Source organism: Pseudomonas sp. GM84, assembly GCF_000282535.1.
Lineage (GTDB): Bacteria > Pseudomonadota > Gammaproteobacteria > Pseudomonadales > Pseudomonadaceae > Aquipseudomonas.
On record NZ_AKJC01000244.1, the window covers coordinates 1 to 23,935 of the forward strand.

The following is a 23,935-nucleotide window of genomic DNA, read 5'->3' on the forward strand; positions in this document are numbered from 1 at the left end:
CCACACGAATTGCTTGATTCGATTTGTTAAAGAGCGTTGGTTAAGAGCTTTTCGTCTCAACCGAGGCGCGCATTCTACGCTTTCCTCATTTGCTGTCAAGCGTTTATTTTGAAGTTTTTCGAAGCGACTTTCTTTCAAAAGCCTTTCACCTCAACAACTTACCGCTTGCCTCGTTGCGTTCAACGCTGCGAGGAGGCGAATAATACGCGCTTTGAAATTAGAGTCAACACCTTGATCTGAAAAAACTTTCAATTGTCATTTGAAAGCCTCCAGGCAACTAAATGCCCGCCCCGTCGCTCTGTAGAGAAATACCCCGTGGAGCGTAACGGCCATGAGCGATGCGCAGAGCGACAAGACCCCCGGCCTTTCCCCGGACGAGGAACAGGAGGTCAGCCATAACCAGCCCCCGCGGGCAGCCGTGCTCCATGAGATCATTCGCGCCCAGGGTGACCTGGAGCTCGAGCGCACCCTCGCGGCGCTGTGGTGGTCTGCCCTGGCAGCGGGCCTGACCATGGGCCTTTCCTTCATGGCCATGGGGCTTTTCTATTCACGCCTGCCAGAAGGCGAGAGTGCCCAGGTGGTCGCCAGCCTTGGCTACAGCGCGGGATTTCTCGCCGTGATCCTGGCGCGCCAACAGCTGTTTACCGAAAACACCCTGACCGCCGTACTGCCCGTCATGACCACGCCGACCCTCGCCAACCTCGGACGCCTGCTGCGCCTGTGGAGCGTGGTACTGCTGGGCAACCTGGCTGGGACATTGCTGGTCGCCTGGGTCATGCTCGAACTCCCGATCTTCGACAGCAAGACCGACGTGGCCTTCCTGGAAGTCGGCCGCAAGGTCATGACCAACGACATGAGCCAGATGTTCGCCAAGGGCATCGTCTCGGGCTGGATGATCGCCACCATGGTCTGGATGATCCCGTCCATGGAGCATGCCAAGATCTGGATCATCCTGATGATCACTTATCTGATGGCGCTGGGTGACTTCACCCACATCGTCGTCGGTTCGGTAGAAGTGTCCTATCTGGTCTGGGCCGGCGAGCAGACCTGGCAAGATTTCTGGCTACAGTTCGCGCTGCCGACGCTGGTCGGCAACATCGTCGGCGGCAGCTTCATCTTTGCCCTGATCAGCCATGCCCAGGTCCGTAGCGATAGCGGCAAGCCGCCCTCGCAGCTATCAAGAGAAGAAAAACCCACATCACCCACCCAGCGTGACTCCCGGGAATGATCTCATTGCCCCGCCAGCGCGCGCTCGGCCGCCCTGCCCCGCTCGCGCGCCGGCCGCGGTTGCCACCAGTTCTGCCCTTCGTGGGGCGAATCGAGGCTGACCCGCTCACCCATCTGCGGCGTGCTCAGGCGCACTTGCGCGGCGCCAGCCAAGGCGACGATACGCCCGAAGGGTTCCTGCCAACCATGGATCGACAGGTCGAAGGTGCCATTATGAATCGGCAGCATCCAGCGCCCGCGCAGGTCCAGATGCGCTTGCAGGCTTTGCTCCGGCTGCATGTGCACATTGGGCCAGGCCAGGTTGTAGGCGCCAGTCTCGACCAGGGTCAGGTCGAATGGGCCAAAGCGTTCGCCGATCTGGCGGAAACCGTCGAAGTAGCCAGTGTCGCCACTGAAGAACACGCGCACCGGCTCATCGATCACCACCCACGAAGCCCACAAGGTCCGGTTGCTGTCGAACAACCCACGCCCCGAAAAATGCTGGGCGGGCGTGGCGATGAAGCGCACGCCGTCTACCTGCGCCTCCTGCCACCAGTCGAGCTGGGTGACCTTGTTCGGCGGCACCCCCCAATCGACCAGCCGATCACCCACCCCGAGCGGTGCCAGGAAGCGTTCAGTGCGCGGGGCCAGGCGGCGAATGGCCTGTTCGTCGAGGTGATCGAAGTGATCGTGGGAGAGAATGACCGCCGCCAGTGGTGGCAATTGTTCCAGTGTCAGCGGCGGCGCGTGGAAGCGCAGTGGCCCGGCCCATTGCACCGGCGAGGCGCGCTCGGCGAACACCGGGTCGGTAATAAAGAAGCGCCCGCGCAGTTTGAGCAATACCGTGGAGTGGCCCAGGCGCCAGAGGCTGTGGTCCGGGGCGTCGAGTACCTGCTGGCGAGTCATCGGCTGCACGCTGATCGCGGTCGCCGGCCGGGTTTCGGGTGGTTTGCGCAGGAACAGGTACTTGAGGCCGATGCGCAACTTCTTCAGCACCCCGTCCTGGGGCAGGCTGGCCTGGTTATGAAAGCGTCCGTCCCGCTGGGGCGCCGACTCGCCACCGGGGTTAGCCATGGGAATCATGAGCAGCAGCACTCCGAGCAAGAGGAAAGCCTTCATGTTACTCCACAGTGATCGCACTAACCGTGAATTGGCTTGCAAGGTCATTTTTCGACGATGAAACACTGTTCAACAATATTCACGCGACTTATGCGATAAACGGTGCCTCAACAGAAGAAGAAACCATGATGGACAACCGCCGCGGCAAGGGACTCTCTTTCGTCAAGCGCATCTACCTGCCGCGTATTATCGGCTTGGGTATTGGCCTGCTCAGCGTAGCTGCCGCTTTGGCGCCGCTGTCGCCCCCCAGCTGGGCCTGGCTGCTGTTGCTGTTCAACGGCCTGCTCTGGCCGCATGTCGCCTATCAGTGGGCGCGGCGTTCCGCGGCGCCTTATAAGGCCGAACACCGCAACATGCTGCTGGATTCGCTGATGGGCGGATTCTGGACCGTGGCGATGCAGTTCAACCCGCTGCCCACGGTCACCGTACTGTCGATGATGACCATGAACAATGTGGCCGCCGGCGGCAAACGCCTGGTCGCCCAGGGCATCCTGGCGCAGCTGGCGGGCATGTCGCTGGCCAGCGCGCTGCTGGGCACCGGCCTGCACCTGAACACCACACCGCTGCAGATTTACGCGTGCCTGCCAATGCTGACCTTGTATCCGCTGGCCCTGGGCTGGGTCTGCTACCACCTGGCGATCCAGCTCGCCGAGCACAAACGGCGCCTGAGCGCCCTGAGCCTGACCGACAGCCTGACCGGCCTGCTCAACCACGGCGCCTGGAAAGACCTGCTCCTGCAGCACTTCCAAGCCTGTCAGCAGCAACAGCAGCCAGCCGTGATCGCCCTGATCGACGTCGACCATTTCAAGACCATCAACGACACCTTCGGCCACGTGGTCGGCGACTGCGTGCTGCGCCAGCTGAGCGAAGATCTCAAGCGCCACCTGCGCGAGGACGACCAGGCCGGGCGTTATGGCGGCGACGAATTCTGCCTGATCCTGCCAGGTACCAGCGAGGCTCAAGCCTGCCAGGCCATGGAGCGCCTGCGCGAGCGTGTGGCCGGCTATCGCAATCCACAGCTGCCCCACCTGAGGATCAGCCTGAGCATCGGCTTGTCGGCATTCCAGGCAGACCTGGAGTCCCCGGAGCACTGGCTGGAGCAAGCTGACAAGGCGCTCTACAGCGCCAAGCGGTGTGGTCGCGACCAGGTCAACTTCGCCAGTGCCGAAGGCACGCCGCTCAGGCTGGCTTATCCTGACTGAACCCTCAACGCAACGTGCGCTGCGCCACGATCTCCGGCAAATCGCTGCGGCGCAGGTAGGTGCGAAGCGGCTCGCCAATGTTCAGACGTGCATCCACATGCTGCGCCAGCAGCAACGCCAGCCGCTCACGGCAAAGCGCCATGCGCTACCCCTGCTCGGGCCGCCAGACGAATTCGCTGCACGGTGTGATGCTGTCGTCCGCCACGTCCATGCCGAACGCGTCCTCGGAAAACCGCACGATATGGACCCCGCGCTTGCCATGAAAACCGACGAAGCCCTCAAGCTGGTCGGCGGCGCTGCAGATGTCCAGGGATGTGATGGCCATGACGTAACCTCGCTATAGAACGGAAGTGACGCACGCCAGGCGGGAAGCGGCTGCCTCTGCTGGGCAACGCGCCCGCTCAGCCTAGCGCAGGTGCCAACCGTTTCGCCAAGGTTTTTCGTCATCCATCAGCAGGCCCGCTAGACTGACACTCTGCCCTTCCGTCGCCAATTCCGGGACCGCTCATGACCGACGCCATCAGCGCCGATATCGCCACCATCGCCCGCATCAACGCCGTGCCCGCCATTCTCCAGGTCATCTGTGAAACTACCGGCATGCGTTTCGCCGCCGTGGCGCGCGTCACAGAAAGCCAATGGGTTGCCTGTGCGGTGCTCGACACCTTGGGCTTCGGCCTGGACGTCGGTGGCGAGCTCGACGTGGCTACCACGCTTTGCCACGAGATCCGCAGCACTCACCAGACTATCGTGATCGACAAAGCCAGCGAAGACGAACTGTACTGCAGCCACCACACCCCCAAGCACTATCGCTTCGAAAGCTACATTTCAGTGCCGGTATTCCGCACCGATGGCAGCTTTTTCGGCACCATCTGCGCCCTCGACCCCAACCCGGCGGCCCTCAAGGGCAGCGCGATCCAGCCCATGATGGAGTCTTTCGCCCGCCTGCTGGCCATCCAGATCGAAAGCGAGGAAAACGCCCAGCGCACCGAGCGCGCCCTGCGCCAGGAGCGTGCCATGGCCGAAGTACGCGAGCAGTTCATCGCCGTGCTTGGCCACGACCTGCGCAACCCGTTGTTCGCCATTACCGCTGGGGCCGAACTGCTGGCCCAGCGCCTTGAGGATGACAAGAACCGCGCCATCGCTCGGCACATCCACACCTGTGGCCGGCGCGCCTCGCAGCTCGTGCGGGATGTGCTGGACTTCGCCCGAGGCCGGCTGGGCGCAGGCATTCCCCTGAACCAGCAGCCCTGCCCGGACCTGGCCGAAGGCCTCAGGCATGTCGCCTCGGAACTGCAAGGCGTGCACCCACAACGCCAGATCGTACTGGACATCGGCGCCCTCGGCGGCCTGCGCTGTGACCGCGAACGGGTGACCCAACTGCTCTCCAACCTCATTGCCAATGCCCTGGTCCATGGCGACCCAGAAGGGCCGGTGACCGTCAAAGCAGCCATCGCTGACGACGAATTCGTGCTCAGCGTGCACAACCGGGGTCGACCCATCGCTGCGCCTACCCTGAGCCAACTGTTTCAGCCGTTCACCCGGCCACTGGCCGAAGCACCGCAACAAGGCCTGGGGCTTGGCCTGTACATCGCCAATCAGATTGCCTTGGCCCATGACGGGCGGATGGAAGTAGTGTCTGACGCCCAGCGAGGCACCCTGTTCAGCTTTCATCTGCCGCTGCATCGACCTGAGAGGCCAGCAACCCAGCCAGCCAGCTCATGAAAGCCTGCACCCGGCGCGGCACATGGCGTTGTCGGGCATACAGCAAGGACACCGGCATGGCCGGCGCCTGCCAGCCTGGCAAGACCGCCACCAGCTCGCCCCGTTGCAGATGCTCGGCCACCCCCACCGCAGGCACCTGGATCAGCCCCAGCCCCGCCAGGCAGGCCGCCGAATAGGCCTCGGCGTTATTCACCGTCACCCCGCCAGCCATGGCCTGGCAATGCACCTTACCTGCGTGCTGGTACTCGAAGCCGGCACTGCGCGCGCCGAGGTTGCGCACATAGTGCACCAGACGGTGCGCGGCCAGGTCCGCCAAACGCTGCGGCACGCCATGGAGGGCCAGGTACGCAGGGCTGGCACAATTGCACATGCTCAACTGGCCGATGGGCCGTGCCACCACGTCCAGGTCGCTCAGCGCACCGATGCGCATCACGCAGTCGAAGCCTTCGCGCAACAGGTCGACCTGGCGGTCGGTGCAACTGATCTCCACTTCCAGGCGGGGGAAACGCTCGAGAAACTGCGGCAAGGCCGGAATGATGATGCGCCGCGCCATCATCGTCGGCATGTCGACTCGCAGGCAGCCGGTCAGGTCGGCATCGTCGGCGCGGAAGAGGTTTTCGATCTCGTCCATGCCCGACAACAGATCTTTGCTGCGTTCGTAAAGCAAGGTGCCATCCTGGGTTGCCTGCACGCGCCGCGTGGTGCGGTTGAACAGGCGGGTCCCGAGCAACTGCTCCAGGGCCCTGACTTGCTCGGACACGGTTGAACGCGGCAGGCCAAGGCTTTCGGCAGCCAAGGTAAAACTGCTCACTTCACTGACCCGGACGAAGGTACGCAACAACTCCAGCTTGTTCATGGCCAACTTCCAACTGTTCGAATCGTACGAACAGTATTTCCAGAATTGCTGGATTTAACAGCCACTGCACGACCAATAACCTGATTCCCATCCACCACCCACGAGGGAATCGCCATGACCCGCAAGATCGCTCTGATCACCGGCGCCAGCCGCGGCCTGGGCCGCAACACTGCCGAGCACCTGGCCGCACGCGGTATCGACATCATCGGCACGTACCACAGCAAGGGCGACGAGGCTCATGCCGTGGTCAACCACCTGCAACAGGCCGGGGCGAAGGCCGCCATGCTGCAACTGGACGTCAGCGACAGCGGCAGCTTCGCAAGTTTCGCCGAACGCCTTGGCGAAACCCTGCGCAACCACTTTGGCCGCGAGCACTTCGATTTTCTGGTGAACAACGCCGGCATCGGCCTCAACGTGCCCTTCAGCGAAACCAGCGAGGCACAGTTCGACCAACTGATGAATATCCAGCTCAAGGGCCCGTTCTTCCTCACCCAGCGCTTGCTGCCGCTGCTGGTCGATGGCGGTCGCATCGTCAACATTTCATCCGGCCTGGCGCGGTTCTCGCTGCCGGGCTACGCCGCCTACGCGGCCATGAAGGGGGCGATGGAGGTATTGACCCGCTACCAGGCCAAGGAGCTGGGGGCACGTGGCATCCGGGTCAACATTGTTGCCCCCGGGGCGATCGAGACTGACTTTGGTGGCGGCGTGGTACGCGACAACCAGCAGGTCAATGACTACATCGCCGGGAATACCGCGCTGGGGCGAGCAGGTTTGCCCGATGACATTGGCGCGGCGATCGCCCTGTTGCTGGAGGAAGGCAACGGCTGGATCACCGGGCAGCGGCTGGAGGTTTCTGGCGGGATGTTCCTCTGATTGGCCAGGGCCGCGATGGCGGCCCAGGCTCCTCATCGGTCAGCCTGATCTTCATGCACCTGCACGCTGGCCGTCATCCCTGCACTGAGGTTCATGTCCTGCGGAATCTGGTCCAGCCTGATCCGCACCGGTATGCGCTGCGCCAGCCGCACCCAGTTGAACGTCGGCTCGACTTCCGGCAGCAGTTGGCTGTCGGGGTTGCTGTTGCGGTCGGTGATGCCTCGGCTGATGCTCTCCACATGCCCTCGCATCGCATCGCCTGCGCCCATCAGCCAGACATTCACCGAGTCGCCCACGCGAATGCGCGGCAGCTTGGTTTCCTCGAAGTAGGCCTGGATATAGAAAGTCGAATCATCCACCAGGGCCATGACAGCCTCGCCGGTGTTCACATAGTTGCCCTGGGCCAGGCGCAGGTTGGTGATGTGCCCATCGCGCGGCGCCCTCACCTCGCTGCGCGCCAGGTTGATTTTCGCCACCTGCAACTGGGCTTGGGCCTCATGCAGCTCGCCGCGCGCGATGGCGGCATTGATCTGGGCGTTTTCGCGCAACTCGGCACTGATCGCCTCCGGGCCCAGCGCCGTACGCCGCGCCGCTTCGCGCTCGCGCAGGTGCAGTTGCTGGGTACGTGTTTCGGCCACGGCATTGGCCTGGTCGAAGGCTGCCTGGAAACGCTCGCGATCGATCGTCATCAGCAAGTCACCGGCCTTCACGGGCTGGTTGTCCTGCACCTTGAGCTCGCGCACCCAGCCAGACACGTCGGGGGCGATCACCACCACATCGGCCCGCACCCGGGCATCGCGTGTCCACGGGGTGAGCATGTAGTACTGCCAGAGCTTGTAGCCGGCCAGAACGGCGATGGCGACCACGCAGAGGGTCACCAGGGTACGGACGACAGCACGCATCGAATCACTCCTTACAAAGGCCCTAGCAGGCGGACTACCAGGTACAACACACACACGAACACGGCCGCATCGAACAATGCTTCATGCCAGATCCAACGCGCCAACGGCGTGGCCTGCACTACCAGGCGCAAGGCGCCGGTGAGTACCAGGGCCAGCAGCACGTAGATCAGAAAAGGGCTGAGCAGCACGCCGCCCAAGGCCCATTCACGCAAGCCCATGGGCTTCCTCCTGCCAATGGCACCATTTGCGCCAACTCCTCTGCAATTGCAACACGGCTCCTTCGGCCAGGCGCAGCGGGTCACTGGGTGGCTGACGCTGCAGGGCGGCGATGAAGTGCTCGCTGACAGCGTCCAGGCGTTGCCCGCGGCCAGCGGCCGGCCCTTGGGCCAGCACCGCTTGCAGCTGTTCCAGGTATTCACGCTCGGCGGCGCCCAACGGGGCCTGGGCAACCGCCAGGCACATGCGCAAGTGCACCAGTTCGTCCCCGATATCCAGGCCATGCAGACCGTCATCCCAGAGCTTGCGCTCGGCGCCGGGCGACTCGCTGACCTGCCGCGCCAACTGCATCAGGCGGTCGGCCATGCGCCCGCCAAACCAGGTGTCGGCACCGCGCAGGTCACGTCGGGTCAGGCGTACCAGGTCACTTTGCGTTGCCGCCCGCAAGCGTCGGCGAAGCCAGGCTGGATGACGGAACACCAGCAGGCGGAACGCCAGCACGGCCGCGCTCACCCCCAGGAGCATCGCCAAGGCACTGTTGAGCATGCTCGCCACGCCAAATTGCATGGCATTGAGTGGCGCCACCAGGACGATGCAATGCAGGCAATAAGACGTGGCCGTGGCGCCGGTACGGGGATGGGCCATGCCCAGGGCGCCCAGAAACAGCGGCACGCCCAGGCCCAGGCAAAGCATGGCGAAACTGCTCCACTGCGGCAGGATGATCTGCCCGACCAGAAACGCCACCGGGATTGCCAGCAAGATACCGCGCAAGAAACTCAGGCCGATCTGGGCGCCGTTTTCACGGCTGGCGAACAAGCTGCAGACCACGCACGTCAATACCAGCCCACCCGGCGCCGACGGCCAGGCGGTGGCCAGCCAGAAGCAACTCATTACCAGGAAGGCCAGCGCACTGCGCGAGCCGAACAACAACGCCAACGACCAGTCATGGTGCGCGGCCAGGCCCTCCCCGACTTCCTTGGACGCCCTGCCCGCTTCGACGTCCTCCAGTGCCTGGCTGGCGGCCATGGCATAGTCCAGCAGCAAGGTCATGCGGGCCAAACAGAAATGCTCGGCAGAGCTGATCTGCTCAGCGTGTGCGGCATCCCAGATGCGCTGGCGCAACAGCAGCAGGCTTGCTTGGTCGGGTTTGGCCAACAGCGCGCGTACCTCTTCCAGCCATGGGCCAAGCGCGAGCGCTTGCTGCTCATCGAGTTGCCGCCATTGCCGGCGAACCGAGCGCGAAATGCGCAGCAACACCATCAACTTCTGGCTCAGCACGCGAATCGCCCTGGCCCGCAGGCGCCCGCGCGGCCCCTCGAACCAGGCATGCTCGCGCTGGGCATCGATGGCAACGATGCGCCCGAGGATCTCCAGCAAGCCCTTGCGTGCTTCGTCCTCGCCGCCGAGCATGGCGCTGGCCGCCTGCAGACCGTTCTGCCAGGCTTGGCGGGCCTGCCCGGCGAGTTGTTGTTCAACCCGCATCGGCCACAGCAAGGCACTGGTGGCGGTGGCGCAGAAGATCCCCAGGCAGATTTCGGTACACCGCGCCACAGCCTGGTCGAACACTTGCAACGGGTGGTCGATCGCCGGCAAGGCAATGATTGCCGCGGTGTAGCCGGCCAGCACGAAGGCGTAGGCCCAAGCGCTGCGCAGTTGCGTGGAAGCGGCCGTGCACAACGCCAGCCACAACGCCAGGGTAATGAGGAACAACCATGGGGTCTGGGCGAACAGGCCAATGAACACCACCGACATGAACGTGCCGACCAGGGTCCCCGCCAGCCGCGCGAGGCCCTTCTGCACCACCATGCCCGACAAGGGCTGGGCGACGATGAAGGCGGTCATCAATGCCCAGGCGGGCTGCTCCAACCCCCAACGCATCGCCAACCACAGGGCCAGACCACCACCGAGCACGGTCTTGATGGCGAACTTGAGGGCGAGGCTGCTGGGTGCGAACAGGGCCTGGAGGGTGATGGGCACGAATCGGACCTTGCGGGGGGATGGTTAGGTAAACGATAGACAACGCAAAGAAGGATAATGCCGAAACAATAAATAGTTAGCTAACCATCCTTTTGGCCAATTGTGCAGTCGATACAAAACCAACAGGCAAAAAAATAGGCGACCGAAGTCGCCCAAAATGCCTTGCGTGCTCGTGAATCTGAAAGGTCAGCGCGGCTTGCGCTTGTTCGAGTCCTTCCAGATGAAAATGCCTAGACCGGCAAAGAAAGCGAACATCAACCCGACCGTTACCACACCCGCGATAACCACATTGTCGAAGAACATGTCGGCCTCCCGATTCGTTTGCCGTTGTCCGATGGATGCAAGGTAACGAATGCGGGGGAGGGAAAAATTGATCGGGATCAATGCTGCCCGGGACCGGGCAGGCGAGGCGGGTGCAGGGTTGACCTGCGTCAAGTTTCAGCGCTTCTTGGGCTTGCCCTTGGGCTTTTTCTTCTTCGCCTTGCCCAGCGGCATGGCTTGCTCGAACGCCTGGCGCACTTCGTTGAGGCGTTTTTCCTTGAGGTCGTGGACGCGCTTGGCGCGTTCGGCATCGAAGTCGATGAGGTTGTCTTGGCTCATGTGCAGGCTCGACGGTCAACAGAGACTTGCATGATGAAGCCAGGCGCCGGCCATGACCAGCCCTGGCTCAGACTTCGATGTCGACCAGCAGCCCCTGGCGAGGGTGCTCGCCCATCAGTGGCGCCACCGGTACGGTGTTGTCGGCGTTGACTTCGTCGCCCGGCACGGCGCTGTAGCGTTCCTGGTCGCCCTTGTTGTTTCGGCGTTGCTGCTGCCGGCGCTGTTCGTCGCGCAGCAACAGGGCCTGCTCCTGCGGGTCGCGCTGGTGCTTGAGGTCGATGGCACTTTCACCGGACGACGGTTGGGCGGGGACCACCGGCTTGATCTCGGGGGTCGGCTTGACCGGGTCCTGTTGCGATGTGACGGGCGCAGCACTGAGCGGAATGATCGGCGGCAACATGAACGTTCTCCTGTACCCATTGTATCGGCCAACCGTCGACCACCTTGAGCACTGCCAGGCGAGCGTGTGCGGCCAGTCACAGCCGCTTCATGCCCGCTTATTCGGCTTCGTCGTCAGGCTCGTCGGTGCCAGGCGGGCTGGCCTCGCTCCAGGGCCGCTTGTAGACCTGCTGCCAGACCGAATCCATGTGCTCGCGAAGGACCTGCGGGGCACTTTTCAGCGATGCACTGTCTTCACGCTCGCCGCCCACAGGCTCTTCCCCTGCGGGCGTAATCAGCGACTGGCCGGTGATGGTGTAGCTGGTCTGGCCTTCGCGCATCTCGATGGCGATGTCGTGGGGATCGATTCCGCCGCCACAGAAGGCATGGCTGGCCACCGTCACTTCGGCGATGCCGTCCTTGTTCAGGTCGCTGACATCACTGACATCGGTATAGAAGTCGACATCCAGGTCCAGCCCGGAGCAGGTGGTTTCCTGCTCGATCTGCCAGCGCGCCTTGAACACGTCGCTGGCGGCGCCCCGTCCGTACAGGGTGGCCTTGAGCACCACCTTGTCCACTTCCTGCTCGGATTCGGCATCGACCGCCTGGCCGTCGCTGCGGCTGAGCACCAGCAGGCCTTCGCCGTCCTGGTCACGGAAATGCACGCTCTTGATCGGTGTCTGCACGCCCAGTACTTCAAGCTGCTCGATCGGGATCGCGGGCAAGGTTTCGAAATTTTTCTGATCGCAGGCGCTGAGCAGCAGCAGGCTGCCCATGGCCAAGGAGGCGTTCAACCAGCGGTGCTTGAGCGGCATGTCAGTGCGTAGCCCTCGTTAGCAAGACGGTTATCTGTGATGAAACAGCTAGACTGATGGTCTTTCTAGTCTATGGTCAGCCCGGCCTATCCGTTAACATAGCCGGCTTTTCATCGCGGGAGTTCAGGCAGTATGGCGCAGCAGTATCAACCGGGGCAACGCTGGATCAGCGACAGCGAAGCAGAGCTCGGCCTGGGGACCATCCTGGCGCAGGATGGCCGCCTGTTGACCGTGCTCTACCCGGCCACTGGCGACACCCGCCAGTATTCCCTGCGCAATGCGCCGCTGACCCGCGTGCGCTTCTCGCCAGGTGACCAGATCACCCACTTCGAAGGCTGGAAGCTGACCGTACGCGAGGTCGAGGACATCGACGGGCTGATGGTCTATCACGGCCTCGACGGCCAGAACCAGGCGCGCACCTTGCCGGAAACCCAGCTGTCGAACTTCATTCAGTTCCGCCTGGCCAGCGACCGCCTGTTTGCCGGTCAGATCGACCCGCTGTCCTGGTTCAGCCTGCGGTACAACACCCTGCACCACACCAGCAAGCAGATGCAGTCGTCGCTCTGGGGCCTGGGTGGCTGCCGTGCGCAACCGATCGCCCACCAGTTGCACATTGCTCGCGAAATAGCCGACCGAAGCGCACCACGCGTGCTGCTGGCCGACGAAGTGGGCCTGGGCAAGACCATCGAGGCCGGCCTGGTGATCCATCGCCAGTTGCTGTCCGGTCGCGCCAGCCGCGTGTTGATCCTGGTACCGGAAAACCTCCAGCACCAGTGGCTGGTGGAAATGCGCCGGCGTTTCAACCTGCAGGTGGCCTTGTTCGACGCCGAGCGCTTCATCGAAAGCGACGCCAGCAACCCCTTCGAGGATGCCCAGCTGGCGCTGGTCGCCCTGGAATGGCTGGTCGATGACGAAAAGGCCCAGGACGCACTGTTCGCCGCCGGCTGGGACCTGATGGTGGTCGACGAGGCCCATCACCTGGTCTGGCACGAAGAGCAGGCCAGCGACGAGTACAACCTGGTCGAGCAACTGGCCCAGGTCATTCCCGGCGTGCTGCTGCTCACCGCCACGCCCGAGCAACTGGGCCAGGACAGCCACTTCGCCCGCCTGCGCCTGCTCGACCCCAACCGTTTCCATGACCTGGCCGCCTTCCGCGCCGAGAGCGAGCACTATCGCCCGGTGGCCGAAGCGGTGCAGGAACTGCTCGACGAAGGTCGCCTGTCGCCCAAGGCCCACGCCACCATCCAGGGCTTCCTGGGTGCTGAAGGCGAAGCCCTGCTGGCCGCAGTCAGCGACGGCGACAGCCAGGCCAGTGCACGCCTGATTCGCGAGCTGCTTGACCGCCACGGCACCGGCCGCGTGCTGTTCCGCAACACCCGCGCGGCGATCCAGGGCTTCCCTGAGCGCCAGCTGCACCCTTACCCGCTGGCCAACCCGGAGCAATACCGCGACCTGCCAGCCGGCGAGCATGCCGAGCTGTACCCGGAAGTCGCCTTCCAGGCGCAGGGCGAGATCAGCGATGACGAGCGCTGGTGGCGCTTCGACCCACGGGTCGACTGGCTGATCGATACCCTGAAGATGCTCAAGCGCACCAAGGTTCTGGTGATCTGCGCCCACGCCGAAACCGCCATGGACCTGGAAGACGCCCTGCGCGTGCGCTCCGGTATTCCGGCCACGGTCTTCCACGAAGGCATGAGCATCCTCGAACGTGACCGCGCCGCCGCCTACTTCGCCGACGAAGAATTTGGCGCCCAGGTGCTGATCTGCTCCGAGATCGGCAGCGAAGGCCGCAACTTCCAGTTTGCCCATCACCTGGTGATGTTCGACCTGCCGGCCCACCCCGACCTGCTCGAACAGCGCATCGGCCGCCTCGACCGCATCGGTCAGAAGCACACCATCCAGCTGCACATCCCGTACCTGCAGGACAGCCCGCAGGAGCGCCTGTTCCAGTGGTACCACGAAGGCCTCAACGCCTTCCTCAATACCTGCCCGACCGGCAACGCCCTGCAGCACCAGTTCGGCCCACGCCTGCTGCCGATGCTCGAAGACGGCGACGGCAAGGCCTGGACCGCGCTGGTGGCCGAAGCCCGCAGCGAGCGCGAGCGTCTGGAAGCCGAACTGCACAGCGGCCGCGACCGCCTGCTGGAGCTCAACTCCGGCGGCGCCGGCGAAGGCCAGGCGCTGGTCGAAGCGATCCTCGAACAGGACGACCAGTTCGCCCTGCCGATCTACATGGAAACCCTGTTCGACGCCTTCGGCATCGACAGCGAAGACCACTCGGAAAACGCCCTGATCCTCAAGCCGAGCGAGAAGATGCTCGACGCCAGCTTCCCGCTGGGCGACGACGAAGGCGTGACCATCACCTACGACCGCACCCAGGCGCTGTCGCGCGAAGACATGCAGTTCCTCACCTGGGAACACCCGATGGTGCAGGGCGGCATGGACCTGGTGCTGTCCGGCTCGATGGGCAACACCGCCGTCGCCCTGATCAAGAACAAGGCGCTCAAGCCGGGCACCGTATTGCTCGAACTGCTGTTCGTCAGTGAGGTGGTGGCGCCGCGCAGCCTGCAGTTGGGCCGCTACCTGCCGCCAGCAGCGCTACGCTGCCTGCTCGATACCAATGGCAACGACCTGGCTTCGCGGGTGGCCTTCGAAACCCTCAACGACCAGCTCGAAAGCGTGCCACGCGCCAGCGCCAACAAATTCGTCCAGGCCCAGCGTGACGTGCTGGCCAAGCGCATCAGTGGTGGCGAGGAGAAAATCCTGCCGACCCATATCGAGCGCGTCGCCGAGGCCCAGCGTCGCCTGGCCGCCGAGGCGGATGAAGAGCTGGCGCGCCTGACGGCGCTGAAGGCCGTCAACCCTAGCGTGCGCGACAGCGAGATCGTCACCCTGCGCAAGCAGCGTGACGACGGCCTGGCAATGCTGGAAAAGGCCGCCTTGCGCCTGGAAGCGATTCGCGTGCTGGTCGCCGGTTAAACTGGCTTTTCCCCGGGGGCGCATTGCGCCCCCAACTCCCGCCTCACGCTTTATTTCCCGCCGTTATTGATTCGATAACCAAATCATAGAATCAAAGTGCCATTACCCAGGAAGGTTTAATCACTCCTTCCTATACTGCCTTGAGTGCCCACTCGACGAAGAGGCAAGCGATGGAATGGCTGGGTCTGCAATTGTTCGCCGAGCTGCCCGTTACCGGACGGATCGTCATCGACTGTCGGCATGAACCCCTTTTGATCCTCATCGCTTTCGCCGTGGCCAGCGCTGCCTGCTTCGCCACCCTGGACATGGCCGAACGCCAGTCCCACAGCGAACACCCTGCCGCGCAACGCCAATGGCGCATGCTCGGCGCCTGCTGCCTGGCAGGTGGCATCTGGGCCATGCACTTCATCAGCATGCTGGCGTTCCAGGCACCGGTGGAAATGCACTATGACGTGTCGCTGACCGGCCTGTCGCTGCTGATCGCACTGGTGGTGGCGTGGATGGCGATGACCAGCCTCGACCGTATTCACATGCGCCTTCAGCACTATCTGCAAAGCGCCTTGCTGATTGGTCTTGGCATCATCCTCATGCATTTCGTTGGCATGGCGGCGCTCCAAACCGGCGCCCAGCAGTACTACAACACCGGCCTGTTGCTCACGTGCTCGGCCATCGCCCTGCTCACCAGCCTCGCCGCCTTGCTGCTGGCGCGCTACTTCAGCAATGGCAGTGGCGGCTTGCACCAAACCATGAAGTACGGCGCAGCCCTGCTGATGGCCAGCGGCATCGTCGCCACGCATTTCACGGCCATGGCAGCCATGACCCTGGTGATTCCTGAGGACACCGCATTAAGCCTGCCCTCCGGCGACAACAGCCTGCAACTGGGCCTGACCATCGCCTTCATCACCCTGCTGATCAGCGGTAGCAGCATCAGCGCCGCCCTTGCCGACAAGAAGCTGCAGAGCAAGGAACACGACCTGCGCCGGATCAGTATCCTGCTAAGCCAACTGGACCAGGCACGGGTTTCACTGCAGCAGGCTGCTCACTACGACGCGCTGACCAACCTGGTCAACCGCCGCGGCTTCAACCAGTTGTTCGCCGAACAGCTGGCCGAACACACGGCCAGCACCAATCGGCTGGCTGTGATGTTCCTCGACATCGACCACTTCAAACGTATCAACGACAGCCTTGGCCACGATGCCGGCGACGAATTGCTCAAGGCCATCGCCAGCCATATCAAGGCCGCCACCCGCAGCCAGGACCTGGTTGCGCGTTTCGGCGGCGACGAGTTCTGCATCGTCACCAGCCTCGGCAGCCGCGATGAAGCACGTCACCTGGCCCAGCGCATCATGCAGCGCATGAAGGAACCGATCGACCTGGGTGGCCGGCGCATGGTGATGACCACCAGCATCGGCATCAGCATCTTCCCCGACGATGGACACAGCGCCGAAGAACTGCTCAAGCATGCCGACCTTGCCCTTTACCAATCCAAGGGCAACGGGCGCAACAGCCTGCATTTCTTCAACAGCACGTTGAAGAGCCGAGCCACCCTGGAATTGCAGCTGGAGGAGGAATTGCGCATTGCCCAGCTCGAGGAGCGAGGGCTATGCGTGCATTACCAGCCCATCTTCGACCTGCACAGTGGCCAGGTCGCCAAGCTCGAGGCGCTGGTGCGCTGGCAGCATCCACAGCATGGTTTGCTCGGGCCGGACCGTTTCATCGGCATCGCCGAAGCCAACGGCCTGATCGTCGACCTGGACCTGTGGGTGCTGCGCCGCGCCTGCGAGGACCTGGCCCAGCTCCAGCGTCACGGCTACGGCGCCCTCAAGGTCACGGTCAATTGCTCGGCAGTGACCCTTGGCCACGAGGCGCTGGCCCACGAAGTGGAAATGGCACTGGCGCATGCTGGTCTTGCGCCCCATCACCTGGAGTTGGAGATCACCGAAAACGCCCTGATGGGCGACATCCAGCGCACCGTCGGCCTGCTCAAGTGCATTCGTGACCAGGGCGTCAGCCTGTCGATCGACGACTTCGGGACCGGCTATTCGTCGCTTGCCTACCTCAAGCGCCTGCCACTGGATGTGCTGAAGATCGACCGCACGTTCCTGCAGGATGTGCCGGGCAGCCTCAAAGACCGCGAGATCATCCAGGCGATCATCGCCATGGCCCATACCTTGCACCTGAAAGTGGTCAGCGAAGGGGTGGAAACCGTCGAACAGCACGCGTTCCTCGCTGATAACGGCTGCGACTACCTGCAGGGCTACCTGTTAAGCCGCCCAGTCCCCTTGGCAGACCTGCGGCCGATCCTGGACCGGCTCGACCGCCAGGAAATAGCCCCTATTCCTTATTGCGGTAGAGTTCTACCAGAGTCGCCGGATCTTTTTGCAGATACCCCTGGCTACCGTGCAATCGCATCAATTGTGCGGCAAGGCCACTGAGTGGCGTTGCCGTGCCCTGTTCACGGGACAACTTGACTGCACCGTCGAGGTCCTTGAGCAGCGTGCGCACATGCCACTTGATCGGTTCGTAATTGCTCGCCGCCATCTGCGGCGCAAGGATCTGCAGCGGTTTGGAATCGGCGAAACCGCCGGCCAACGCTTCGGCGATCAAACGGGCATCGACCCCCGACTGCTCGGCCAGGGCCACCACTTCGGCAATGACCAGAGCGTTGCAGGCCACGATCATCTGGTTGCAGGCCTTGGTCACCTGCCCCGCCCCCACCCCACCCATGTGCGTCACGCGCTGGCCAAGCACCTGCAGTACCGGGCGTGCCCGTTCAAGGTCGGCGCCATCGCCGCCGACCATGATCGCCAGCGTACCCGCCTCGGCCCCTGGGGTACCGCCAGACACCGGCGCATCCAGCCAGGCCATGCCACACAGCGCCGCCAGTTCGGCAGCCATTTCGCGGGTGGCGGTCGGCTCAAGGCTGGAGAAGTCGACCAGCAATTGCCCACGGCGCCCGCCCGTGGCGATGCCATGCTCACCGAACACGACCTCGCGCACCACGGCGGTGTCGGCCAGGCATAGCAGCACCATGTCGTTGTCGCGGCACAACTCGGCGGGGCTCGCGGCCAGGCGCGCACCTGCGGCAACCAGCTCGGTGCATTTTTCCGGGCTGCGGTTCCACACCGTCAGGGCAAAACCTGCGGCCAGCAGGCGCCGGCACATGGGCAAGCCCATCAAGCCGATGCCGGCGAATCCAAGTGAAGGAAGTTCTGAACTCATGGAGCGCTCCTGGCAAATTCAACATTCACTGGGCCGCACAACGACCCATTACGCATTCCGTAAACTGTTACCGCCACGCCAAATTGTTACCTACCTCTACCGGGGTGCACGCCTTCAAGCACCAAGTCGAGGCGACTGTGCGTTTTCACGCACCAAAACGGAGCGCCTTCACGCGGGCGTCTTCGCTTGAATCACGATGAACGGCGAAACCACCACCGCCCAGATCTCTGGATCGCGGCTTTGCAGGTCGAGCGCCTGCTCCGCGCTGACCGGCCCAACAGTGCCATCACTGCGCCACTTGGCGAAGATCTCGCTGCGATTCTCGGCCATCGCTTCGGCAACGGCGATGAGGTCCAGGCTGGGGTCGACCCAAATCAGGTCACCCTTGGCCCAGAAACGCTCCAAGGCTTTCCACTCGATGGTCGCCGTCTCGCCAAGCAATTTGGCATAGAGGGTGCTTGTTTGATCAGTCATGGGTTTGTACCCGCAAAATCGGCCAATGATAAAAGGCCCGCATTTTTGCAGAAAAACCCGGTTTCAAATATGTAATTTGGTCGATTGGCCCCGAACGTGTGGGGTGGGGCCACAGATACAGGCAAATTGATGGCGCTTTTTTGTATCTTTGTGTCGATCATGCGACAACCCAGGAAACAGGCGCTTTTCGCCCGCTTTTCAAGCGCTCGAACAGCGCTCTACACTGTACCGGTACAGTTCCGGGACATGTTCCGGGGGAAGGTGGGCATGCAGTGTGGCGTGGCCATACCGCAAATCCCGCCCGGTCTGTAGCCCTGGCCGCCAGGACTATAAGAATTACAACAGAATGAGTGGAGCACTATGATCAAGATTTCCAAGCTGTTCGCCGCAATGGTACTGGCTGGGGTAGCCAGCCATTCGTTTGCCGCCGATACCATCAAGATCGGCATCGCCGGTCCGAAGACGGGTCCTGTGACCCAGTACGGCGACATGCAGTTCATTGGCGCGAAACAGGCCATCAAGGACATCAACGCCAAGGGCGGCGTCGATGGCAAAATGCTTGAAGCCAAGGAATACGACGACGCGTGCGACCCTAAACAGGCCGTGGCAGTCGCCAACAAAGTGGTCAACGACGGCGTCAAGTTCGTCATCGGCCACCTGTGCTCCAGCTCCACCCAGCCAGCGTCCGACATCTACGAAGACGAAGGCGTGATCATGATCACCCCGGCTGCCACCAGCCCGGAAATCACCGCCCGTGGCTACAAGCTGATCTTCCGCACCATCGGCCTGGACAGCGCCCAGGGCCCGGCCGCCGGCAACTACATCGCCGACCACGTCAAGCCGAAAGTGGTTGCCGTCCTGCACGACAAGCAGCAGTACGGTGAAGGCATCGCCACCGCCGTCAAGCAGACCCTCGAGAAGAAAGGCACCAAGGTGGCCGTGTTCGAAGGCCTGAACGCCGGTGACAAGGACTTCTCCTCGATCATCCAGAAGCTCAAGCAGAACAACGTCGACTTCGTCTACTACGGCGGCTACCACCCAGAGCTGGGCCTGATCCTGCGCCAGGCTCAGGAAAAAGGCCTGAAAGCCAAGTTCATGGGCCCAGAGGGCGTGGGTAACGACTCCATCTCGCAGATCGCCCAGAACGCCTCCGAAGGCCTGCTGGTCACCCTGCCGAAATCGTTCGACGCCGACCCTGAGAACAAGGCCATCGTCGACGCCATCAAGGCTGACGGCAAAGATCCAAGCGGCCCGTTCGTGTTCCCTGCCTACTCCGCCGTGGAGCTGATCGCCAAGGGTATCGAAGCGGCCAAGTCCGAAGACACCGACAAGGTGGCTGCGGCCATCCACGCCGGTTCCTTCAAGACCCCGACCGGCACCCTGACGTATGACGAGAAAGGCGACCTGAAAGACTTCAAGTTCGTGGTCTACGAATGGCACTTCGGCAAACCGAAGACTGAAGTCTCCCCTCAGTAACTGCGTGACTAAATAGCTGACCGTAGAAGCCCACTGTGCGAGCAGTGGGCTTTGTTTTACGAGGTTCATGGGCCTGATTGCCGCGATCCGGCAGCGGGTTCACCTGAAAATCTTAAAACCGTCATCCGCGGTTTCCTGGCCGTCACCCGGCCGGCGAAATGCAAATCAGGTTTTTAGGAGCGCTGTAATGCCTGAGATCTACCATTTCTTCCAACAATTGGTTAATGGATTGACCATCGGCAGCACCTATGCCTTGATCGCCATCGGTTACACGATGGTGTACGGCATCATTGGCATGATCAACTTCGCCCACGGCGAGGTGTACATGATCGGTTCCTACGTGGCCTTCATCGCCCTGGCGGGCCTGGCCATGATGGGTATCCATTCGCTGCCGATCCTGATGACCGTTGCCTTCGTCGCGACGATCTTCGTCACCAGTGCCTATGGCTACAGCATCGAACGGGTTGCCTACCGCCCCCTGCGCAACAGCAACCGTCTGATCCCGCTGATTTCCGCCATCGGCATGTCGATCTTCCTGCAGAACACTGTCTTGCTGTCGCAGGACTCCAAGGACAAGTCCATCCCCAACCTGATCCCCGGGAGCTTCTCCTTCGGGCCGGGCGGTGCTGAAGAAGTACTGATCAGCTACATGCAGATCCTGGTGTTCGTGGTCACCCTGGTGGCCATGACCCTGCTCACCCTGTTCATCTCCCGTTCCCGCCTGGGGCGCGCCTGCCGTGCCTGCGCCGAGGACATCAAGATGGCCAACCTGCTGGGCATCAACACCAACAACATCATCGCCCTGACCTTCGTCATCGGTGCCGCGCTGGCGGCGGTGGCGGCCGTGCTGCTGAGCATGCAGTACGGGGTGATCAACCCCAACGCCGGTTTCCTGGTGGGCCTGAAGGCCTTCACCGCGGCGGTATTGGGCGGCATCGGCAGCATCCCGGGCGCGATGCTCGGCGGGCTGGTGCTGGGCGTGGCCGAAGCCTTCGGCGCCGACATCTTCGGCGACCAGTACAAGGACGTGGTGGCATTCGGTCTGTTGGTTCTTGTCCTGCTGTTCCGGCCGACCGGCATCCTCGGCCGCCCGGAGGTTGAAAAAGTATGAACAGAAATCTCAAACAGGCGTTATTCGCCGCCTTGCTGGTATGGGCCGTGGCCTTCCCGGTGCTGGGCCTGAAACTGAGCATCGACGGCATCAGCCTCGCGGTGCATAGCCAGGGGTCCTTCACCATCAGCATCATCGCCGTGTGCTCGGTGCTGATGTTCCTGCGCGTGCTGTTCGACAAGCAGTGGAGCTCGGTAATGGGCCGCCGCTCGGATCGCAAATTGATCCCGCCGGCAGTCAGCAACTACCTGACCCTGCCCAGGACCCAGCGCTACGTGATCATGGGCTTGATCGTCGCGGCACTGGTGTGGCCGTTCTTCGGCTCCCGCGGTGCGGTGGACATTGCCACGCTGATCCTGATCTACGTGCTGCTGGGCCTGGGCCTGAACATCGTGGTCGGCCTGGCAGGCCTGCTCGACCTGGGCTACGTGGGCTTCTATGCCGTGGGTGCGTACAGCTACGCCATGCTCTCGCACTACCTGGGCTGGAGCTTCTGGGTGTGCCTGCCGATCGCCGGCCTGATGGCCGCCACCTTCGGCTTCCTGCTCGGCTTCCCGGTGCTGCGCCTGCGCGGTGACTACCTGGCGATCGTGACCCTCGGCTTCGGCGAGATCATCCGCCTGTTCCTGCGCAACCTCACCGACTGGACCGGCGGCCCCAACGGCATCAGCAACATCCCGAAACCGGAGCTCTTCGGCCTCACCTTCGAGCGCCGTGCAGCCGAGGGGATGCAGACCTTCCATGAGTTCTTCGGGCTGGAATACAACTCGATCAACAAGGTCATCTTCCTCTACCTGGTAGCCCTGCTGCTGGCGCTGCTGGCCCTGTTCGTCATCAACCGCCTGCTGCGCATGCCGATCGGCCGTGCCTGGGAAGCGCTGCGTGAAGACGAGATCGCCTGCCGCGCGCTGGGCCTGAACCCGACCGTGATCAAGCTCTCGGCTTTCACCCTGGGTGCCTGCTTCGCGGGCTTCGCCGGCAGCTTCTTCGCCGCGCGCCAGGGCCTGGTGACGCCTGAGTCGTTCACCTTCATCGAGTCGGCGATCATCCTCGCCATCGTCGTGCTCGGCGGCATGGGCTCACAACTGGGCGTGATCCTCGCGGCCATCGTGATGATCCTGCTGCCCGAGCTGATGCGTGAGTTCAGCGAATACCGGATGCTGATGTTCGGTGCGCTGATGGTGTTGATGATGATCTGGCGTCCGCAAGGCCTGCTGCCTATGCAACGTCCACACATGGAGCTGCGTCGATGAGCCGCGAAATTCTGCAAGTCAGCGGCCTGAGCATGCGCTTCGGCGGCTTGTTGGCGGTCAACGGCGTGGCCCTGACCGTCAAGGAAAAACAGGTCGTGGCGCTGATCGGCCCGAACGGCGCTGGCAAGACCACCGTGTTCAACTGCCTGACCGGCTTCTACAAGCCCAGTGGCGGCACCATCCTGCTCGACGGCCAGCCGATCCAGGGCCTGGCCGGCCATCAGATCGCCCGCAAGGGCGTGGTGCGGACCTTCCAGAACGTGCGCCTGTTCAAGGAAATGACCGCGCTGGAGAACCTGCTGATCGCCCAGCACCGCCACCTCAACACCAACTTCTTCGCCGGCCTGTTCAAGACCCCGAACTTCCGCCGCAGCGAGAAGGAGGCCATGGAGCGTGCGCAGTACTGGCTGGAGAAGGTCAACCTGACCGAGTTCGCCAACCGTACCGCCGGCACCCTCGCCTACGGCCAGCAGCGCCGCCTGGAAATCGCCCGCTGCATGATGACCCAGCCACGCATCATCATGCTCGACGAACCGGCAGCGGGCCTGAACCCGAAGGAGACCGAAGACCTCAAGGCGCTGATCGCCTACCTGCGCGAGTCGCACAACGTCACCGTGCTGCTGATCGAACACGACATGAAGCTGGTGATGAGCATTTCCGACCATATCGTCGTGATCAACCAGGGCACCCCCCTGGCCCACGGCACACCGGAGGAGATCCGCGACAACCCTGATGTGATCAAAGCCTACCTGGGGGAAGCGTAAATGCTGAAGTTCGAGAACGTTTCCACCTTCTACGGCAAGATCCAGGCGCTGCACAGCGTCAACGTGGAAATCAACCAGGGCGAAATCGTCACGCTGATCGGCGCCAACGGTGCCGGCAAGTCGACCTTGCTGATGACCCTGTGCGGCTCGCCGCAGGCGCACAGTGGCAGCATCAAGTACCTGGGTGAAGAGCTGGTCGGCCAGTCTTCCTCGCACATCATGCGCAAGAGCATTGCGGTAGTGCCCGAAGGCCGCCGCGTGTTCGCCCGCCTGACCGTCGAGGAAAACCTGGCCATGGGCGGCTTCTTCACCAACAAGGGTGACTACCAGGAGCAGCTGGACAAGGTCCTGCAGTTGTTCCCGCGCCTGAAGGAGCGTTACATCCAGCGTGGCGGCACCATGTCCGGCGGCGAGCAGCAGATGCTGGCCATCGGCCGGGCGCTGATGAGCAAGCCCAAGTTGTTGCTGCTCGACGAGCCTTCGCTGGGTCTGGCGCCGATCATCATCCAGCAGATCTTCGACATCATCGAGCAACTGCGCCGCGATGGCGTGACGGTGTTCCTGGTGGAGCAGAATGCCAACCAGGCGTTGAAGGTCGCCGACCGGGCCTATGTACTGGAGAACGGCCGGGTGGTCATGCAGGGGACCGGGGAAGCCTTGCTGACCGATCCGAAAGTGCGCGACGCCTACCTGGGTGGTTGAATGAGAAAGGGCCTTCGGGCCCTTTTTTCTGCCTGCATGGAATGTATTGGCTGTACCGGCCCTATCGCCGCGGTTCGTCGCCACGACA

Annotated in this window: 22 protein-coding genes and 1 pseudogene; 11 read left to right on the plus strand and 12 right to left on the minus strand. The window is 62.9% G+C overall.

The window, feature by feature from the left end; translation table 11 throughout:
* Positions 1-331: 331 nt before the first annotated feature.
* Positions 332-1,228, plus strand: coding sequence for a formate/nitrite transporter family protein (locus PMI38_RS19305; RefSeq protein ID WP_008097439.1), 897 nt, complete (start codon positions 332-334; stop codon positions 1,226-1,228).
* Between the two features lie 2 nt (positions 1,229-1,230).
* On the opposite strand, the gene PMI38_RS19310 is transcribed toward PMI38_RS19305, so the two are convergent.
* Positions 1,231-2,325: an MBL fold metallo-hydrolase gene (locus tag PMI38_RS19310; protein WP_008097441.1), complete on the minus strand. Its 1,095-nt coding sequence runs from the start codon at positions 2,323-2,325 to the stop codon at positions 1,231-1,233.
* 128 nt (positions 2,326-2,453) lie between these two features.
* Between PMI38_RS19310 and PMI38_RS19315 the strand changes: the two genes are divergently transcribed.
* Positions 2,454-3,527 (plus strand): diguanylate cyclase, encoded by a 1,074-nt coding sequence (locus tag PMI38_RS19315; RefSeq protein WP_043273969.1) that lies wholly within the window; start codon positions 2,454-2,456, stop codon positions 3,525-3,527.
* 4 nt (positions 3,528-3,531) lie between these two features.
* Here the strand turns inward: PMI38_RS19315 and PMI38_RS19320 are convergent.
* A pseudogene (locus tag PMI38_RS19320) lies at positions 3,532-3,852 on the minus strand (DUF2025 family protein).
* 182 nt (positions 3,853-4,034) lie between these two features.
* Here PMI38_RS19320 and PMI38_RS19325 point away from each other — a divergent pair.
* A complete protein-coding gene (locus tag PMI38_RS19325; protein ID WP_008097449.1) occupies positions 4,035-5,249 on the plus strand; it encodes a GAF domain-containing sensor histidine kinase in 1,215 nt (404 codons plus the stop codon).
* Here PMI38_RS19325 and PMI38_RS19330 read toward each other — a convergent pair.
* Positions 5,188-6,105 carry a LysR family transcriptional regulator gene (locus PMI38_RS19330; protein WP_008097451.1) on the minus strand — a complete coding sequence of 306 codons (918 nt, stop codon included), beginning with the start codon at positions 6,103-6,105 and terminating at the stop codon, positions 5,188-5,190. The genes PMI38_RS19325 and PMI38_RS19330 overlap by 62 nt on opposite strands.
* Positions 6,106-6,219: 114 nt before the next feature.
* Here PMI38_RS19330 and PMI38_RS19335 point away from each other — a divergent pair, with 114 nt between their 5' ends.
* Positions 6,220-6,978: an SDR family NAD(P)-dependent oxidoreductase gene (locus PMI38_RS19335; RefSeq protein ID WP_008097453.1), complete on the plus strand. Its 759-nt coding sequence runs from the start codon at positions 6,220-6,222 to the stop codon at positions 6,976-6,978.
* Positions 6,979-7,010: 32 nt separating this feature from the next.
* Here the strand turns inward: PMI38_RS19335 and PMI38_RS19340 are convergent, their stop codons facing one another.
* The 7 genes from PMI38_RS19340 to PMI38_RS19365 all read right to left on the minus strand — a co-directional run bounded on the left by PMI38_RS19340 (position 7,011) and on the right by PMI38_RS19365 (position 11,866).
* On the minus strand, positions 7,011-7,880 hold the full coding sequence (locus tag PMI38_RS19340) for an efflux RND transporter periplasmic adaptor subunit (protein ID WP_008097455.1): 870 nt from the start codon (positions 7,878-7,880) through the stop codon (positions 7,011-7,013).
* 11 nt (positions 7,881-7,891) lie between these two features.
* Complete coding sequence (locus PMI38_RS19345) at positions 7,892-8,098, minus strand: DUF1656 domain-containing protein (protein ID WP_008097457.1); 207 nt, start codon at positions 8,096-8,098, stop codon at positions 7,892-7,894.
* Positions 8,085-10,073 carry an FUSC family protein gene (locus tag PMI38_RS19350; RefSeq protein WP_008097459.1) on the minus strand — a complete coding sequence of 663 codons (1,989 nt, stop codon included), beginning with the start codon at positions 10,071-10,073 and terminating at the stop codon, positions 8,085-8,087. The genes PMI38_RS19345 and PMI38_RS19350 overlap by 14 nt, the downstream gene beginning before the upstream one ends.
* Positions 10,074-10,259: 186 nt before the next feature.
* Positions 10,260-10,376, minus strand: a complete 117-nt coding sequence (gene ccoM, locus PMI38_RS27755; RefSeq protein WP_008097462.1) for a cytochrome c oxidase subunit CcoM — start codon at positions 10,374-10,376, stop codon at positions 10,260-10,262.
* A gap of 135 nt (positions 10,377-10,511) precedes the next feature.
* Positions 10,512-10,673, minus strand: a complete 162-nt coding sequence (locus PMI38_RS27290) for a hypothetical protein (protein ID WP_008097464.1) — start codon at positions 10,671-10,673, stop codon at positions 10,512-10,514.
* Positions 10,674-10,740: 67 nt separating this feature from the next.
* The gene (locus PMI38_RS19360) at positions 10,741-11,073 is read right to left on the minus strand and encodes a hypothetical protein (protein WP_008097466.1); all 333 of its coding nucleotides are present in this window, start codon (positions 11,071-11,073) and stop codon (positions 10,741-10,743) included.
* Between the two features lie 97 nt (positions 11,074-11,170).
* Positions 11,171-11,866: a M949_RS01915 family surface polysaccharide biosynthesis protein gene (locus tag PMI38_RS19365; RefSeq protein WP_008097467.1), complete on the minus strand. Its 696-nt coding sequence runs from the start codon at positions 11,864-11,866 to the stop codon at positions 11,171-11,173.
* A gap of 132 nt (positions 11,867-11,998) precedes the next feature.
* On the opposite strand from PMI38_RS19365, the gene rapA reads away from it, so the two are divergent.
* Both rapA and PMI38_RS19375 read left to right on the plus strand, forming a co-directional pair.
* A complete protein-coding gene (rapA, locus tag PMI38_RS19370) occupies positions 11,999-14,845 on the plus strand; it encodes an RNA polymerase-associated protein RapA (protein WP_008097469.1) in 2,847 nt (948 codons plus the stop codon).
* Between the two features lie 170 nt (positions 14,846-15,015).
* Positions 15,016-17,280, plus strand: a complete 2,265-nt coding sequence (locus PMI38_RS19375) for a putative bifunctional diguanylate cyclase/phosphodiesterase (RefSeq protein ID WP_008097471.1) — start codon at positions 15,016-15,018, stop codon at positions 17,278-17,280.
* Here PMI38_RS19375 and PMI38_RS26725 read toward each other — a convergent pair.
* The gene (locus PMI38_RS26725; protein ID WP_008097473.1) at positions 17,180-18,067 is read right to left on the minus strand and encodes an NAD(P)-dependent oxidoreductase; all 888 of its coding nucleotides are present in this window, start codon (positions 18,065-18,067) and stop codon (positions 17,180-17,182) included. The genes PMI38_RS19375 and PMI38_RS26725 overlap by 101 nt on opposite strands.
* 168 nt (positions 18,068-18,235) lie before the next feature.
* The gene (locus tag PMI38_RS19385; protein WP_008097475.1) at positions 18,236-18,541 is read right to left on the minus strand and encodes a DUF2288 domain-containing protein; all 306 of its coding nucleotides are present in this window, start codon (positions 18,539-18,541) and stop codon (positions 18,236-18,238) included.
* 360 nt (positions 18,542-18,901) lie between these two features.
* Between PMI38_RS19385 and PMI38_RS19395 the strand changes: the two genes are divergently transcribed.
* The 5 genes from PMI38_RS19395 (at position 18,902) to PMI38_RS19415 (ending at position 23,847) form a co-directional block, all read left to right on the plus strand.
* On the plus strand, positions 18,902-20,017 hold the full coding sequence (locus PMI38_RS19395) for a branched-chain amino acid ABC transporter substrate-binding protein (protein ID WP_008097477.1): 1,116 nt from the start codon (positions 18,902-18,904) through the stop codon (positions 20,015-20,017).
* Between the two features lie 187 nt (positions 20,018-20,204).
* The gene (livH, locus tag PMI38_RS19400) at positions 20,205-21,128 is read left to right on the plus strand and encodes a high-affinity branched-chain amino acid ABC transporter permease LivH (RefSeq protein WP_008097482.1); all 924 of its coding nucleotides are present in this window, start codon (positions 20,205-20,207) and stop codon (positions 21,126-21,128) included.
* A complete protein-coding gene (locus tag PMI38_RS19405; RefSeq protein ID WP_008097484.1) occupies positions 21,125-22,381 on the plus strand; it encodes a high-affinity branched-chain amino acid ABC transporter permease LivM in 1,257 nt (418 codons plus the stop codon). The genes livH and PMI38_RS19405 overlap by 4 nt, the downstream gene beginning before the upstream one ends.
* A complete protein-coding gene (gene livG / locus PMI38_RS19410) occupies positions 22,378-23,145 on the plus strand; it encodes a high-affinity branched-chain amino acid ABC transporter ATP-binding protein LivG (RefSeq protein WP_008097486.1) in 768 nt (255 codons plus the stop codon). Before PMI38_RS19405 ends, livG begins: the two co-directional genes overlap by 4 nt.
* Positions 23,146-23,847 carry an ABC transporter ATP-binding protein gene (locus tag PMI38_RS19415; protein WP_008097489.1) on the plus strand — a complete coding sequence of 234 codons (702 nt, stop codon included), beginning with the start codon at positions 23,146-23,148 and terminating at the stop codon, positions 23,845-23,847. It begins immediately after the preceding gene.
* Positions 23,848-23,935: the final 88 nt, after the last annotated feature.

Coding starts and splice junctions, on each gene's coding strand:
- rapA (WP_008097469.1), top strand. CDS start 11,999: ATGGCGCAGCAGTATCAACCGGGGCAACGCTGGATCAGCGACAGCGAA.
- PMI38_RS19415 (WP_008097489.1), top strand. CDS start 23,146: ATGCTGAAGTTCGAGAACGTTTCCACCTTCTACGGCAAGATCCAGGCG.
- PMI38_RS19345 (WP_008097457.1), bottom strand. CDS start 8,098: ATGGGCTTGCGTGAATGGGCCTTGGGCGGCGTGCTGCTCAGCCCTTTT.
- PMI38_RS19305 (WP_008097439.1), top strand. CDS start 332: ATGAGCGATGCGCAGAGCGACAAGACCCCCGGCCTTTCCCCGGACGAG.
- PMI38_RS19335 (WP_008097453.1), top strand. CDS start 6,220: ATGACCCGCAAGATCGCTCTGATCACCGGCGCCAGCCGCGGCCTGGGC.
- PMI38_RS19340 (WP_008097455.1), bottom strand. CDS start 7,880: ATGCGTGCTGTCGTCCGTACCCTGGTGACCCTCTGCGTGGTCGCCATC.
- livH (WP_008097482.1), top strand. CDS start 20,205: ATGCCTGAGATCTACCATTTCTTCCAACAATTGGTTAATGGATTGACC.
- PMI38_RS19330 (WP_008097451.1), bottom strand. CDS start 6,105: ATGAACAAGCTGGAGTTGTTGCGTACCTTCGTCCGGGTCAGTGAAGTG.
- PMI38_RS19405 (WP_008097484.1), top strand. CDS start 21,125: ATGAACAGAAATCTCAAACAGGCGTTATTCGCCGCCTTGCTGGTATGG.
- PMI38_RS19325 (WP_008097449.1), top strand. CDS start 4,035: ATGACCGACGCCATCAGCGCCGATATCGCCACCATCGCCCGCATCAAC.
- PMI38_RS19375 (WP_008097471.1), top strand. CDS start 15,016: ATGGAATGGCTGGGTCTGCAATTGTTCGCCGAGCTGCCCGTTACCGGA.
- PMI38_RS19310 (WP_008097441.1), bottom strand. CDS start 2,325: ATGAAGGCTTTCCTCTTGCTCGGAGTGCTGCTGCTCATGATTCCCATG.
- ccoM (WP_008097462.1), bottom strand. CDS start 10,376: ATGTTCTTCGACAATGTGGTTATCGCGGGTGTGGTAACGGTCGGGTTG.
- PMI38_RS19365 (WP_008097467.1), bottom strand. CDS start 11,866: ATGCCGCTCAAGCACCGCTGGTTGAACGCCTCCTTGGCCATGGGCAGC.
- PMI38_RS27290 (WP_008097464.1), bottom strand. CDS start 10,673: ATGAGCCAAGACAACCTCATCGACTTCGATGCCGAACGCGCCAAGCGC.
- livG (WP_008097486.1), top strand. CDS start 22,378: ATGAGCCGCGAAATTCTGCAAGTCAGCGGCCTGAGCATGCGCTTCGGC.
- PMI38_RS19360 (WP_008097466.1), bottom strand. CDS start 11,073: ATGTTGCCGCCGATCATTCCGCTCAGTGCTGCGCCCGTCACATCGCAA.
- PMI38_RS19385 (WP_008097475.1), bottom strand. CDS start 18,541: ATGACTGATCAAACAAGCACCCTCTATGCCAAATTGCTTGGCGAGACG.
- PMI38_RS26725 (WP_008097473.1), bottom strand. CDS start 18,067: ATGAGTTCAGAACTTCCTTCACTTGGATTCGCCGGCATCGGCTTGATG.
- PMI38_RS19315 (WP_043273969.1), top strand. CDS start 2,454: ATGGACAACCGCCGCGGCAAGGGACTCTCTTTCGTCAAGCGCATCTAC.
- PMI38_RS19395 (WP_008097477.1), top strand. CDS start 18,902: ATGATCAAGATTTCCAAGCTGTTCGCCGCAATGGTACTGGCTGGGGTA.